At 69.0% G+C, this 13991-nt stretch carries 14 protein-coding genes; 5 read left to right on the top strand and 9 right to left on the bottom strand.

Annotated features, from left to right (window positions below; genetic code table 11):
• Positions 1-8 precede the first annotated feature (8 nt).
• Positions 9-1190 carry an acyl-CoA dehydrogenase family protein gene (locus ACZYZ3_RS02705; protein WP_463962300.1) on the top strand — a complete coding sequence of 394 codons (1182 nt, stop codon included), beginning with the start codon at positions 9-11 and terminating at the stop codon, positions 1188-1190.
• A gap of 10 nt (positions 1191-1200) precedes the next feature.
• On the opposite strand, the gene ACZYZ3_RS02710 is transcribed toward ACZYZ3_RS02705, so the two are convergent.
• From ACZYZ3_RS02710 to ACZYZ3_RS02735, 6 genes are all read right to left on the bottom strand, one after another.
• On the bottom strand, positions 1201-2019 hold the full coding sequence (locus ACZYZ3_RS02710) for an SDR family oxidoreductase (protein ID WP_463962301.1): 819 nt from the start codon (positions 2017-2019) through the stop codon (positions 1201-1203).
• Between the two features lie 39 nt (positions 2020-2058).
• A complete protein-coding gene (locus ACZYZ3_RS02715; protein WP_463962302.1) occupies positions 2059-3333 on the bottom strand; it encodes a glycosyltransferase 87 family protein in 1275 nt (424 codons plus the stop codon).
• A gap of 6 nt (positions 3334-3339) precedes the next feature.
• Positions 3340-4557: a cystathionine gamma-synthase gene (locus ACZYZ3_RS02720; RefSeq protein WP_463962303.1), complete on the bottom strand. Its 1218-nt coding sequence runs from the start codon at positions 4555-4557 to the stop codon at positions 3340-3342.
• Between the two features lie 91 nt (positions 4558-4648).
• A complete protein-coding gene (locus ACZYZ3_RS02725; protein ID WP_463962304.1) occupies positions 4649-6034 on the bottom strand; it encodes a cystathionine beta-synthase in 1386 nt (461 codons plus the stop codon).
• A gap of 136 nt (positions 6035-6170) precedes the next feature.
• Complete coding sequence (locus ACZYZ3_RS02730) at positions 6171-6605, bottom strand: VOC family protein (RefSeq protein ID WP_463962305.1); 435 nt, start codon at positions 6603-6605, stop codon at positions 6171-6173.
• Positions 6606-6675: 70 nt separating this feature from the next.
• Positions 6676-7062, bottom strand: a complete 387-nt coding sequence (locus ACZYZ3_RS02735) for a VOC family protein (protein WP_463962306.1) — start codon at positions 7060-7062, stop codon at positions 6676-6678.
• Positions 7063-7228: 166 nt separating this feature from the next.
• Between ACZYZ3_RS02735 and ACZYZ3_RS02740 the strand changes: the two genes are divergently transcribed.
• A complete protein-coding gene (locus tag ACZYZ3_RS02740; RefSeq protein ID WP_463962307.1) occupies positions 7229-8221 on the top strand; it encodes a DNA-3-methyladenine glycosylase family protein in 993 nt (330 codons plus the stop codon).
• A 103-nt stretch (positions 8222-8324) separates the two neighbouring features.
• On the opposite strand, the gene ACZYZ3_RS02745 is transcribed toward ACZYZ3_RS02740, so the two are convergent.
• Together ACZYZ3_RS02745 and ACZYZ3_RS02750 are read right to left on the bottom strand one after the other, a co-directional pair.
• A complete protein-coding gene (locus ACZYZ3_RS02745) occupies positions 8325-9245 on the bottom strand; it encodes an endonuclease domain-containing protein (protein ID WP_463962308.1) in 921 nt (306 codons plus the stop codon).
• A gap of 172 nt (positions 9246-9417) precedes the next feature.
• Positions 9418-11094: an AMP-binding protein gene (locus tag ACZYZ3_RS02750; RefSeq protein ID WP_463962309.1), complete on the bottom strand. Its 1677-nt coding sequence runs from the start codon at positions 11092-11094 to the stop codon at positions 9418-9420.
• Between the two features lie 101 nt (positions 11095-11195).
• On the opposite strand from ACZYZ3_RS02750, the gene ACZYZ3_RS02755 reads away from it, so the two are divergent.
• Positions 11196-11474, top strand: coding sequence for a putative quinol monooxygenase (locus ACZYZ3_RS02755; protein WP_463962310.1), 279 nt, complete (start codon positions 11196-11198; stop codon positions 11472-11474).
• A gap of 132 nt (positions 11475-11606) precedes the next feature.
• Here ACZYZ3_RS02755 and trxA read toward each other — a convergent pair whose 3' ends face one another.
• Positions 11607-12020, bottom strand: a complete 414-nt coding sequence (trxA, locus tag ACZYZ3_RS02760) for a thioredoxin (protein WP_463962311.1) — start codon at positions 12018-12020, stop codon at positions 11607-11609.
• Between the two features lie 145 nt (positions 12021-12165).
• Here trxA and ACZYZ3_RS02765 point away from each other — a divergent pair, with 145 nt between their 5' ends.
• Entirely contained in the window at positions 12166-13188 is a 1023-nt protein-coding gene (locus tag ACZYZ3_RS02765) for an ABC transporter ATP-binding protein (protein WP_463962312.1), read from the top strand.
• The gene (locus ACZYZ3_RS02770) at positions 13185-13985 is read left to right on the top strand and encodes an ABC transporter permease subunit (RefSeq protein WP_463962313.1); all 801 of its coding nucleotides are present in this window, start codon (positions 13185-13187) and stop codon (positions 13983-13985) included. Before ACZYZ3_RS02765 ends, ACZYZ3_RS02770 begins: the two co-directional genes overlap by 4 nt.
• The last annotated feature ends 6 nt before the right edge of the window (positions 13986-13991 follow it).

The raw sequence follows: 13991 nt of genomic DNA on the forward strand, positions 1-13991 counted from the left end.
ATGCTGGAATGAGCAATGACGCTGACCTTTCCGATGTCCTGGCAATCGATTCCCTCCTGAGCGCCGGGGAACTGGCCGTCCGGGAGCGGGTCCGCGATTTCACGGACCAGCGGATCCGTCCCGGCATCGCGGGCTGGTACGACGACGGCGTCTTCCCGCTGGAGCTGGCCCCCGAGCTGGGGGAACTCGGCGTGCTCGGGATGCATCTGGAGGGCTATGGCTGCCCGGGCCGCTCCGCCGTCGAATACGGCCTGGCGGCCATGGAGCTGGAGGCCGGCGATTCCGGGATCCGGACCTTCGTCTCGGTGCAGGGCTCGCTGGCCATGACGGCCATCCACAAGTGGGGCTCCGAGGAGCAGAAGCAGGAGTGGCTCCCCCGGATGGCCGCCGGCGAACTGATCGGCAGCTTCGCGCTGACCGAGCCCACGGCCGGATCGGACCCGGCCGCCATGCAGACGTTCGCCCGCCGCGACGGCTCCGGCGAGGAAGCCGGCTGGATCCTGGACGGCACCAAACGCTGGATCGGACTCGCCTCCGTGGCCGACGTGCTGGTGGTGTGGGCAATGACCGACGACGGGGTCCGCGGCTTCCTGGTCCCCGCCCGCACCCCCGGAGTCACCGCGACACCGATCGGACAGAAACTCTCGATGCGCGCCTCGATCCAGTGTGATGTCGCGTTCGACGGCGTCCGGCTGGGTCCGGAGGCCCTGCTTCCGGCAGCCCGCGGGCTTCGTGGCCCGTTCAGCTGCCTGAACGAGGCCCGCTACGGGATCGCGTGGGGTGCGATGGGCGCGGCTCGGGACTCCTACGAGGCCGCGCTGCAGTATTCGCAGGAGCGCCTGCAGTTCGGCAGGCCGCTCGCGGGGTACCAGCTGACCCAGGAGAAACTCGTGAACATGCTGCTCGAGATCCAGAAGGGCACCCTCCTGGCACTGCAGCTCGGACGGCTCAAGGATGCCGGGAAGCTGCGGCCCGAGCAGATCTCGCTGGGGAAGCTGAACAACGTGCGTGAGGCGATCGCGATAGCCCGCGAGGCCCGGACCATCCTGGGCGGGAACGGGATCACCCTGGACTATTCGCCGCTCCGGCACGCCGCCAACCTGGAATCCGTGCGGACCTACGAGGGCACCGACGAGGTCCACACCCTGGTCCTGGGCCAGCACATCACCGGGCTGGCCGCCTTCCGCTAGCCCCGGCGCCTCAGGCGGAGAAGCCGCCGTCGGCCTTGACCAGCTGGCCCGACACCCAGCGGCCCTCGGGCGAGAGCAGGAACCCCACCGTCCCGGCCACATCCGCCGGGGTTCCGAGCCGGCCGCCGGGCTGGCGCCGGGCCAGTTCTTCACGCAGCGGCCGGTCCATCCAGCCGGTGTCCACCGGCCCGGGATTGAGTACATTGGCGCTGATCCCCAGCGGTCCGAGTTCCCGCGCCGCCGCCGTGACGATCCGGTCCAGCGCACCCTTGGACGCGCCGTAGGGCAGGTTGAAGGCGGTGTGGTCACTGGTCAGGGCCACGATCGCGCCGCCCTCGGGCGAAGCCTGCCGGGCAAACGCCGCGATCAGCTGCCAGCTGGCGCGGGCATTGACGGCAAAATGCCGCTCGAAGCTCTCAAGGGACGTGTCGAGGATGCACGAGTCCACGGATTCAGCATGGCTGAGCACCAGCCCCTGGAGCGGCCCGGCCTGCGCCGCGATCGCCTCCATCAGCCCGTCCGCGGCCTGCGGGTCCTGGAAATCCGCTGGCAGCGCGGTCACGGCGGCGCCGGTGGCCCGCAGTTCCGCGGTGAGCCGTGCGACGTCGTCGGGCTGCACTCCCCACGGCATCCGGGCGTCGTAGTCCTGCCAGTAGGTCAGCACGAGGTCCCAGCCGTCGGCCGCCAACCGGCGTGCGATGCCCGCACCGATTCCCTTCAGCCGGCCGACGCCGGTCACGAGGACAGTCTTGCGGTGCGCCGGGGGCTCGGCAGGCTGGGGTACATAGGACAGTGCGGCAGGCGGGGTGGCAGGCTGGGTGGCTTCCATGCGGACCAGCCTAGCGGCGGGCAGGAAGAGACGGAGGCGCTAGGCCCCCTGGCGCAGCGCAGCGCGGGAGGGCCGGTAGGCCAGCGCCCAGAACACCAGCATGGCGATGCCGCAGAGCACGCCGAGGCTCGCCACGATGAGCTGCCACTGGGTCTGCGGGTCCTTGCCCCATTCGGCGGCCCCCGCCATGACGGAGAGGTACTTGGGCGTCAGGTAGAAGGCCAGGGCCGAGAATGCGACAATGATCCACCCGGCGAGGCGCATCCGGCCGTTCCGGGACGGCACCCGGTGGATCGCGAAGCCCATGCAGGGCAGCGCAACGGCCATCCACACCCAGTGGTGGGACCAGGACACCGGGCTGATCAGGAGCATCAGCACGGCGGTGGCGGAGACCGCGACGAAGTTCTCGTCCGCGGCCACAGCCCAGGCGATCACGAGCGCGGCCACCGCGGCGAGGGCCAGGGAGAGCACCAGCCACAGCATGCTGGTCAGGCCGGAGTCGGGGAGTCCCAGGTGCAGCAGCAGGCCTTTGACCGAGAGATTGTCCACGTACGCCGGCCCGCCGATCCGTCCGGTGTCCGGCAGGATCCTGGTCCAGAAGGTGAGCGAGGCCGTGGGCAGGATGGCCCAGGCCAGGCCGATCGAGCCGAAGAAGCCCGCTGCCATCCAGCCGAGCGCCTTGAAGTCGCGGCGGACCAGGAAATACAGCCCGAACGCCAGCGGGGTCAGTTTGACCCCGGCCGCGATGCCGATCAGCAGCCCGGCGGGCCAGCGGATCTCCCCGGCCCGGGCTTTGCCGTAGAGCGCGAAGTCAGCCAGGATCAGGCCCATCAGGATGATGTTGATCTGGCCGAAGTCGAAGGTGTCCCGCCACGGACCCAGAAGCAGGATCGCTGCGGTGCCGGCCAGGGCCACGGCCCGGAAGCGCCAGTCGGCGAACGCGTGCCGCCAGCTTCCCAGCCGGAAGTAGTGCCGCGCGAGCCAGGCGGACACGACCGCGGCGCCCAGCAACGCCGTGGCGATGAACACGAGGCTTCCGCCGCCCTGGCCCAGGGCCGCCATCGCCGCGAACAGCAGCGCCGCGAACGGCGGGTAGGTGAACGGCAGCCCGTCCCGCGGCGCGTAGAGCTCGTTGACGCCGGCCTCTCCGGTCTGCAGCACCCGGCTGCCGCCGTAGAAGTACACCTCGAAGTCGTTCATCAGCGGGATGTAGGCCGAGTACAGCACCACCAGGGCGAGGACGACGGCGAGCGCGCCGGCCGACGTCGCGAGCCAGCCGCGCATGGTGGAGGGCGTGGCCCTGGTGGTGGTCACGGGTGCTTAGCTGCCTGACGCGCCGGCCGCGGAGTCGAGCTGCGCGAAGGCCTGCTCGAGGTCGGCGATGAGGTCCTCGACGTCCTCGATGCCGCAGGAGAGCCGGATCAGGTTGACCGGCACCGCGAGTTCGGTGCCCTTGACCGAGGCGTGCGTCATTTCCGAGGGGTAGTTCATCAGGGATTCGATCCCGCCGAGGGACTCCGCCAAAGTGAACACGGAGGTGGACTCGGCCACCTTGCGTGCTGCCGCCTCGCCGCCCTTGAACTGCACGGAGATCATGCCGCCGAACTTCTTCATCTGTTTCCGGGCGAGCTCGTGCCCGGGGTGGGAGGGCAGTCCCGGGTACAGCACGGCTTCGACCTCGGGGCGCTGCAGCAGCCATTCGGCCACGGCCTGCGCGTTGTCGCTGTGCCGGTCCATCCGGACGCCCAGGGTCTTGAGGCCGCGGGTGGTCAGGAACGCGTCCATCGGGCCGGAGATGGCACCGACGGCGAACTGTACGAAGCCGATTTTCTCGGCCAGCTCAGCGTCGTTGACGATGATGGCGCCGCCGACGACGTCCGAGTGCCCGCCGATGTACTTCGTCGTGGAGTGCACCACGATGTCGGCGCCGAGGGCAAGCGGGTTCTGCAGGTACGGCGAGGCGAAGGTGTTGTCCACGACGAGGAGGGCGCCGGCGTCGTGCGCCAGTTTGGCGAGGGCGGCGATGTCGGTGATTTTCATCATCGGGTTCGACGGCGTCTCCACCCACACGAGGCGGGTCTTGCCCCCGTTTGATCCACCCGCCGCCACGGCCTGCGCAACGCCGTCGAGGTTGGACATGTCCACCGGGGTGTTGCCGATGCCCCACTCCCCCAGCACCCGGGCGATCAGCCGGTAGGTGCCGCCGTAGGCGTCGTTGCCGAGCACGATGTGGTCCCCGGGGCGGGTGAGCGCGCGGATCATGGAGTCCTCGGCGGCGAGGCCGGAGCTGAAGGAGAACGCGGCGGTCCCGCCCTCCAGCGCGGCGAGCTGTTCCTGCAGCGAGTCACGGGTGGGGTTGGTGCCGCGGCCGTACTCGTAGCCGGCCCGCAGCACGCCGATCGCTTCCTGGGCGTAGGTGGTGGAAAAGTGCACCGGCGGCACGACGGCGCCGGTGCGCGGCTCGAACTCCTGGCCGGCGTGCACGGCACGGGTGTTGAAGCCGGGGGTGGGTGCGGAGGAGCTTTCTGGCAAAGACATGTGCGATCCTTTCGGCCGGCGGCCGGGCGCCCCTGGAGGGCGGTCCGGCTGCCGGGTCAGTGGCTGAGGTCAGTTGCGGCGGTCAGTGGCTTCAGTTGCTCAGGTAGGCGAGGAGGTCGTGGCGGGTCAGGATCCCCACCGGAGCGCCGACGAACGTGACCATGAGGGTGTCCGCGTCGGAGAGGAGTTCGCGGGCCGTCTGGATCGATTCGAGCGAACCGATCACCGGCAGCCGGGCCTCCATGTGTTCGGAGACCTTGTCCGAGAGCTTGGCCTCGCCGCGGAACAGTTTGGCGGTCAGGGTGCGCTCGTCCACGGCGCCGAGGACCTCGCCCATCACTACGGGCGGTTCCTGGGACAGTACCGGGATGTGGGAGACGCCGTACTCGTTCATGATGTTGATGACGTCGCGGACGCTCTCGTTCGGGTGGATGTGCACCAGGTCCGGCAGCTCCCCGGTCTTGGCCTTGAGGATCTCGCCCACGGAAGCTTCGTCGCCGCTGGCCAGGAAGCCGTAGGAGCGCATCCACTGGTCGTTAAAGATCTTGGCCAGGTAGCCGCGGCCGGAGTCCGGCAGGATCACGACGACGACGGCGTCCTCCGGCAGGTCCCTGGCGACCCGCAGGGCGGCGACGACGGCCATGCCGGAGGACCCGCCCACGAGCAGGCCTTCCTCGCGGGCCAGCCGCCGCGTCATCTCGAAGGATTCGGCGTCACTGACGGCGATGACGCTGTCCGGGATGGACTTGTCGTAGTTGGCGGGCCACATGTCCTCGCCGACACCCTCGACGAAGTACGGCCGGCCGGTGCCGCCGGAGTAGACCGAACCCGCCGGGTCCGCGCCGATGATCTTGACCATGCCGCCGTCGGCCTCCGCGCGGTGGGCGGATACTTCCTTGAGGTACCGGCCGGTGCCGGTGATGGTGCCGCCGGTGCCGGCGCCGATGACGCAGTGGGTGATCCGGCCGTCCGTGTCGCGCCAGATTTCCGGGCCGGTGGACTCGTAGTGGCTGGCCGGGGCGGCGGGGTTGGAAAACTGGTCGGGCTTGTAGGCGCCGGGGATCTCGGTGACGAGCCGGTCCGAGACGCCGTAGTAGCTCTGCGGGCTGTCGGGGGGAACGGCGGTGGGCGTCACCACAACCTCGGCGCCGTAGGCCTGGAGCACGGCGCGCTTGTCCTCGCCGACCTTGTCCGGCACCACGAAGATGCAGCGGTAGCCCTTCTGCTGGGCCACGAGGGCCAGGCCGACGCCGGTGTTGCCGGAGGTGGGTTCCACGATGGTGCCGCCGGGCATGAGCTTGCCGGTGCGTTCGGCCTCCTCGATCATCTTCACCGCGATGCGGTCCTTGATGGAACCGCCGGGGTTCAGGTATTCCAGCTTCACCAGGACCGTGGCCCCGATGCCGTCGGTGACGTGGTGCAGCTTGACGAGCGGCGTATTGCCGATGAGGTCCAGAACGGACTGGGCGTACTTCATAGGTACAAAGTTACCGTCTCCGCCGGCCAGGGGTGGCCCCGGGCACGGCGGGGCGGTTCCGGGGGCGGCCCTGGCCGGAGGCTGACGCCCGCCGCCTCACCACCGCGATGCACCGGCGCCGGCGGGCCCGCGTGCCTCAGGCGCCGATGTCGTTCGCCCCAGCCGCCCCGGCGTCCGCGGCACCTGCCTCCGGCGCGGCGTTCTGCCACAGGCCGATGATGTTGCCTTCGGTGTCCCGGAAATAGGCGGCCCAGCCCATGGTGCTAACCTCCTGCCGCGGCAGGACGGTGCTGCCGCCCAGGGCATTGATCTTCTCCAGCGCCGCGTCGATGTCCTCCACGTCCACCGTGATAACCGGGGACGTGAGTTCCCCCTCGCGGCGGAACATACCGCCGTTGATGGATCCCGGAACGGAGGGCATGCCCGTCTCGTCCGTCGGCGTCGTCATGAGCATGGCGTAACTCAGCTCCGGCATGGCGTCTATTCTCCAGCCGAGCGCCGACCTGTAGAACTCCCGTGCGCGGTTCTCGTCGTCTGCGGGGATTTCGAAATGGATTACTCCGCCAGCCATCACACTCTCCTTAGAACAGGAACTCGGTGTCTCGGTCCATGGCGCGGGCGGTCCGCGCCACAGCGAAAGTCTAGGTCTCTGCCGCGTTCTGCCACAGGCCTACAATGTTGCCCTCGGAGTCCTTGAAGTAGGCGTTCCAGCCAGACCCCGGAACCTCCATCTTTTCCCGATGAACAGCACCGCCCTGCGCCACGATTTGCGCCAGGACGGCGTCAATGTCCTCCACATCTATCGTCACCACCGGGGCGGTGAGCCCCTCCCCGCGCTTGAACAGGCCGCCGTTGATGGAACCGGGCACAGTGGGCCTGCCCTGCTCGTCCAGCGGCGTGGTCATCGCAAGGCTGTAGTCCATCTCCGGAAGAACCTGGAACTCCCAGCCGAAAATGGAACTGTAGAACTCCCGGGCGCGATTCTCGTCGTCTGCGGGGATCTCAAAATGAACTACTTCACCAGCCATCACATTCTCCTAGGAACCCTGGGATCCGGGTCCGGCGGCGGGCGCGGGCGGTCCGTGCCACAGCCGGAGTCTAGCCCCGGCTGCGGGGAAGGATAAGGGGCCTCCGGCCCATCCTGCGGGTGCCTCCGGTACAGCCGCTGTCAGGCGTTCGTGGAATCATGGTCGGATGACCATTGCAGACGTCCCCGCCGGCGTTGCCGCCGCGGCGGACGCCTCCGTGCGGTGGCACCCGGGCGGTCCCTTCGACCTGATGCAGACCATCGGGACGCTGCTGCGGGGGCACGGCGATCCATCCATCCGCATGGCGGCGGACGGCCTCTGGATGGCGTTCACCACGCCGTCGGGTCCGGCCACGCTCCGGCTGGCGGTGGCTTATCCGTCGGACTGTCCGCCGGCGGGTCCCGCCGTCGAAATCCAGGCCTGGGGACCGGGTGCGGCCGATGCCGCCGATGCCGCGCCGCGGCTGCTGGGCCGCGACGACGACTGGTCCGCCTTTGATGCGCCCGCCTTCCACGCCACCCTCCCCCGGCTGGTGGTCGAGGCCCGACGCCGGAACCCCGCCGTCCGGCTGCCCGCCACCGGCCGCCTGGTCGACGCCCTGGTGCCCACGATCCTGGAGCAGAAGGTCACCGTGATCGAGGCCCGGCGCGGCTACCGCTACCTGATGTACCGCTTCGGCACCCCGGCCCCGGGTGCCGGCACCGTTGCGCCGGCGAACCTGCTGGTGCAGCCCACGCCCGAGCAGTGGCTGCGCGTCCCGTCCTGGGAATGGCACCAGGCCGGGGTGGGTCCGCAGCGCTCGGCGGCCGTCATGCGCGCGCTGCGCTCCGCCGCCGCGCTGGAACGGCTGGCGGTCCTGCCGGCCGCGGAGGCCTCCGCGAAACTGCAGAGCATCCCCGGCATCGGCGTATGGACCGCGGCCGAGGTCGTGCAGCGCACGCACGGCTGTCCGGATTCGATTGCGGTGGGCGACTACCACCTGGCGGCGTATGTGGGGGCGGCGCTGACCGGGCGCCGGACCGACGACGCCGGGATGCTCCGGCTGCTGGCCCCGTGGGCCGGGCACCGGCAGCGCGTGGTCCGGATGCTCGGGCTCAGCGGCTTCCGCAAACCGACCTTCGGCCCGCGGATGACCATCCAGGACCACCGCAGCCACTAGCCCCTCCCCAAAGCAACGCGGGGTCACTTACGGCCCATCCGGAGCCCCTTCTTGGGCGCTAACTGACCCCGCGTTGCAGTGCCGGTGGGCGGCGGCACGTGGGTCAGAGGCGGCGGAGCCGGGCCCTCTTGATCCGGGCGACGACGCCTTCGAAGCCCTCGGCCAGGTCATCGGCGTTGACTTTGAAATACGCCCACCCGGCGCTGCGGAACGCCTCGTCCCGCCGGTTGTCGCGCGACTGCTGTTCCCGCGTGAGGTGGGGCGCGCCGTCGTACTGGATGGCGATCCGGTACCGCCGGTAGCCCAGGTCGGCAGCCGGCGAGCGCCGGTCGTCCGGATCGAGCCTCACTTGCAGCTCCGGCTCCGGCAGCCGCGCATCCAGCATCGCCAGCCGCAGGAAGGTCTCCGGAAAGGAGTCAGCTCCCACCCGCATCTCCTCCAGGGCGAGCCTGGCCTTCTCCACGCCCTTCATGTTGGGGTGCTGGCGGATGAGCAGCCGCAGCCCTTCCTTCTCCGCGTAGGGTTCGGACCGACCCTCGAGCCCCGGCCGGGGTCGGCGGATGATCTGGTCGCCAAGGGCGATGAGGTAGTGGAGCGGCAGGACAGCGGCCAGATCCAGCCAGGTCCGGGGCGGTGCCGTCACGGGGATGCCGTCGACGTCGGTCAGCTCGCCGGGGATGCACCGTACGCGGTGACCGATGACTCCCGCCCGCCGGACCCGGGGCAGTTCATGCGGCTTGCTGAGGTGGATGCTGGCACAGCCGCCCAGCCACGGCGGCAGGCCCAGCAGGGTGAGGACCGCCGCGGTTTCGTGGGACACCCAGGCGCCGGGTGTGGCGGCGGCCAGCACGCGGGCACGTTCGATGATTTCCAGGGACCGCCCGGCGGGCAGGTAGATGAGGCGGCCACCGTCGGACAAGTCCTTCGCCCGCAGCCGTTTGGGCGGGACACCCAGCCGGCGGGACTCATAGACGGTGAACGGCGCCTGGGCGAGGCGCTCGGGAAGCGGCGCAATGCGGACCATGCGCACCATTGTGGCCGCCTCCCGGCCCCGGCGCAGAAGTTATCCACAGGTCCCCGCGAATCACCGCAACGCGGGGTCAGTTCCGGCCCATCCGGGGGTGTTTTATGGGCGCTATGTGACCCCGCGTTGCGGTTGGTTGCGGTTGGTTGCGGTTGGCGGCGGTTGGCTGCGGTCAGAGGCCGAGCCGGGCCACAGCTTCCTGCCGCATATCCACCTTGCGGATCTTCCCGGAGACGGTCATCGGGAAGTCCTCGCGCACGTCCACGTAGCGCGGGATCTTGTAGTGCGCCAGCTTCCCGCGGCAGAACGCGGCCAGGCTGCCGGCATCCAGCGGGGCGGCCCCGGGCTTGAGGATGACGCAGGCCATCAGCTCCTCGCCGTACTTGGCGTCCGGTACGCCGATCACCTGCACGTCCTGGATGTCCGGGTGGGTGTACAGGAACTCCTCGATTTCGCGGGGATAGACGTTCTCCCCGCCGCGGATCACCATGTCCTTGATCCGGCCCTCGATCACGATGTAGCCGTCCTCGTCCATCCGGGCCAGGTCCCCGGTGTGCATCCAGCCGTCGGCGTCGACCGCCTCGGCGGTCTTGTCCGGCTGGCTCCAGTAGCCCTTCATGACGGAGTACCCGCGGGTGCACAGTTCGCCGATCTCGCCGCGCTGCATCACGTCACCAGTCATCGGGTCCACCACCTGGCTCTCCAGCTGCGGCATGGTCCGGCCCACGCTTTCGGTGCGCTGCGCCATGGTGTCCACACTGCGGGTCATGGTGGACACCGGCGAGGTCTCCGTCATGCCGTAGCAGATGACCACATCTGTCATGTTCATCTCCGAGATGACGCGGTTCATCACCTCGATGGGACACAGCGATCCCGCCATCACCCCGGTGCGCAGGGTGGAGAGGTCGTAGGAAGCAAAGTCCGGCAGCGCGAGCTCGGCGATGAACATCGTTGGCACGCCGTACAGCGACGTCCCGCCGAAGTCCTGCACGGCCTCCAGCGCGGCGGCGGGGGTGAACCCCCGGCCCGGGATGATGGTGGCGCAGCCGTGGCTGAGTGCTGCCAGGTTTCCGATCACCATGCCGAAGCAGTGGTAGAACGGCACCGGCAGCACCACCCGGTCGTGCTCGGTGTACCCCATCAGCTCACCGATCGAGTAGGCGTTGTTCAGGATGTTGTGGTGCGAGAGCGTGGCCCCCTTGGGGAACCCGGTGGTCCCGGAGGTGTACTGCAGGTTGATCGCGTCGTAGGGGTCCAGCTCGGCCATGCGCGCCTTCAGCGCGGCATGGGCGACGTCGTCGGCCCGCTTGAGCAGCTCCGCAAACGTGCGCTCCGCCGGGGTTTCGGGGACGCCGGCGGTAAGCGCGGGCAGGCCGGCGTCGGGCAGGAACACGAGTTCGCGCAGCTCCGGGCATTCGGCCAGCGCCTGCCGGGCCATGCCGGTGTAATCGCTGTTGCGGTCCGACGGCGCCGCGACCAGCATCCGCATCCCGTTCTGCTTGACCACGAATTCCAGCTCATGGCTGCGGTACGCGGGATTGACGTTGACCAGGATTGCCCCGACTTTGGCCGTCGCGTACTGCAGGATGGTCCACTCGGCACAGTTCGGGCTCCAGATGCCGATCCGGTCACCCTTGGCCACGCCCAGGGCCAGCAGCGCTCGTGCCGCGCGGTCGACGTCGTCGTTCAGCTTGGTGTAGCTCCAGCGCCGGGCTTCTTCCCCCGGCACCGCCGCAGCCTCGATCAGTGCGTCCTGGTAGGGGAACCTGGCCACGACCCGTTCGAAATTGTCGCCGATGGTTTCCTCGAGCAGCGGGACGTCAGTGTCCCCGGCTGTGTATGCAAGCATGATGTGACGCTACCAACACTCGGCCCCCAAAAGAAGAGTAAAGCTTGGATGTCCTACGAAATCTTCGGGACACATTGCCGACGCCCGGTATTGTGAAAACCATGAGCGCACCCATCGACCTTCAGGCCATCTTCATCCCCAACGACGGCGAGTTCTTCCGTGTGAAGCTCGCGCTGGAGATCGCGATTGACGAGGTGGTCAACGAGCCCGGCTGCATCCGGTACGAGCTCACCGAGGCCAGCGAGGACAAGCTGGTCCTCACCGAACGGTGGGCCTCGCAGGATGACCTGGACACGCACTCGAAAGGCACCGCGGTCCAGGACCTCAATGAATCCCTCAGCGCCCTGCTGGCCGAGCCGGTCAAACTCGTGAAGCTCTAGCCGGACCAGAACCTCGACAGAACCAAAAAACGCGGGGTCACTCCGCGCCCATAAATCGTTACATTATGGGCGCGGAGTGACCCCGCGTTGCCTTATTCCGGGGCGTTGCTGTCCGCCGGTGAGGGGTGGCGCTTAGGCCTCCGGGATCTGGCTGCCATCCTGCTTGCCGGACGCGGCGGCGGCCTCGGCCTGGGACCTGGCCACGTGCGCGTGGACTTCTTCCATGTCCAGGGCCTTGACGGCGTCCACGACCTGCTCCAGCTGCTGGGCATTCAGCGCGCCCGGCTGGGAGAACACGAGCACCTTTTCGCGGAACGCCATCAGCGTCGGGATGGACGTGATGCCGGCCTCGGCGGCGAGCTGCTGCTCGGCCTCGGTGTCCACCTTGGAGAAGACGACGTCCTGGTGCTTCTCGGAAACTGCGGCGTAGGTGGGGCCGAACTGCTTGCACGGGCCGCACCATTCGGCCCAGAAATCAACGAGGACAATGTCATTGTCCTCGACGGTGGATGCGAACTGTTCACCTGTAAGGTCTACGGTAGCCATGGGTCAACGGTACGCGAGCAGCCCCGGCTTGTCCCCCGCATTTCGCTGTTGGCACATCCATGTGACGGCCCTCCCCCGCCCTGCCATCCGGCCCGGGGCCCTAGGACCCTAGCCCGCGCGGCGGCCACGGCCTACCATCGGCGCCATGCCCCCGGACCCGGAGAACACCGCCAGCCAGGCCATCACGGTCGACTCCCTGACCAAAAAGTTCGGCCGCCGTGAAGTCCTGCACGGGGTCAGCTTCGGCATCGAGAAGGGCTCCGTCTTTGGCGTGATCGGGCCCAACGGTGCGGGCAAGACGACCGTCATGCGGTGCCTGCTGGACATCATCCGGCCCACCGCCGGCGCGTCGACGGTGCTGGGCGAGAACCCCCGGACGGCGGGCCCGGCGCTCCGCCGCCGGATCGGTTATCTGCCCGGCGAACTGTTCCTGGAGGGGCGGATCACCGGCCGCAAACTGCTGTCACATTACGCCGACATCAGCGGCCCCGTCCGGCCGGGCCGGGTCGATGCCCTGGCCGAACGGCTGGGCCTGGATCTGGACCGCCACACCCGCAAGCTCTCCAAGGGCAACAAGCAGAAACTGGGGCTCGTCCAGGCCTTTATGCATGATCCTGAGTTGCTTGTGCTGGACGAGCCGACGAGCGGGCTGGACCCCCTGGTCCAGCAGGAATTCCTGACCATGGTCCGCGAGGCCCAGGCCAACGGGCAGACGGTCTTCCTCAGTTCCCATGTGCTCAGCGAAGTCCAGCAGGCCGCCGACCGGGTCGCGATCCTCCGCGACGGCCGCATCATGACCGTCGCCACCGTGGACAGCCTGCGGGAAGGCGCGGTCCGGCACGTGCGGTTCACAGCCGCCGGGATTTCGGCGGCCGACGCCGGCGCGCTGCTGGCCGGGGTGCCCGGGATCGGTCACCTTGAGGTGCTTCCGGCGGGCGACGGCGTCGAGCTGTCCGCCACGGTGGGCGGCGCGATCCAGCCGCTGCTCCATGTCCTGGCCTCCCTCACGCTCACCGAACTGGTGCTGGAGGAGCCGGACCTGGAGGAATCGGTCCTTGAGCTCTACGGCACCATCCATGGCAACGGCAACGGCGGCGCCGCCGGCAGCACAAACGGCGGCCCCCCAAACGGCACCGGACGCCGCAGACGGAAACGACACGGCGCATGAGCAAGCCGCTGCCGCTGTTCACGCGGGCGTTCGTGGACTCCTGGCGTTCCACGCTCGGGTGGGCGGCAGGGCTCGCCGCCACGATTTTCCTCTACCTGCCGCTCTATCCCTCGATCGGCGGAAGCCCGGAGATGCAGGGCGTGATGGATGCCTTCCCGCCGGAGATGATCAAGGCCCTCAACTACGACCAGATCACCTCGGGACCCGGCTACACCCAGGCCACCATGTTCGGGCTGATCGGCTTCCTGCTGATGACCATCTCCTCGGTGGCGTGGGGTGCGGCGGCGGTCGGCGGGGACGAGGAATCGGGCCAGCTGGAACTCACCCTGGCGCACGGCGTGACCCGCTCGCAGGTGGTCCTGGAGCGGGCGCTGGCCATCCTGCTGCGCGTGCTGCTGCTCGTCTCCCTGGTGTTTGTGCTGATCCGGCTCCTGACCGATTCCGCCCAGCTGAACATCAGGCCGGAGAACCTTTTCGGCGCCTCGGTGCTGTTCGCCGGGCTGACGATGCTCTCGGGCAGCACGGCGCTGTTCGCCGGCGCGGTGACGGGGCGGAAGACCTACGGGCTGGCCGCCGGCGCCGGCGTCGGCGTCCTGGGCTATGTGTTCAATGCCGTGGGCCGGCAAAGCGAGGACGTCGACTGGCTCCTGAACGTCTCGCCCTACAGTTGGGCGTACGGCAACAACCCGGTGGCCAACGGCGCGGACTGGGCGGCCGCCGGCTGGCTGTGGGGACTTTCGGCCGTTCTCGTGGCGCTCAGCGCGGCGGCTCTGAGCCGGCGCGACGTGGGACGGTAATCCCTG

Source organism: Pseudarthrobacter linnaei, from assembly GCF_055412825.1.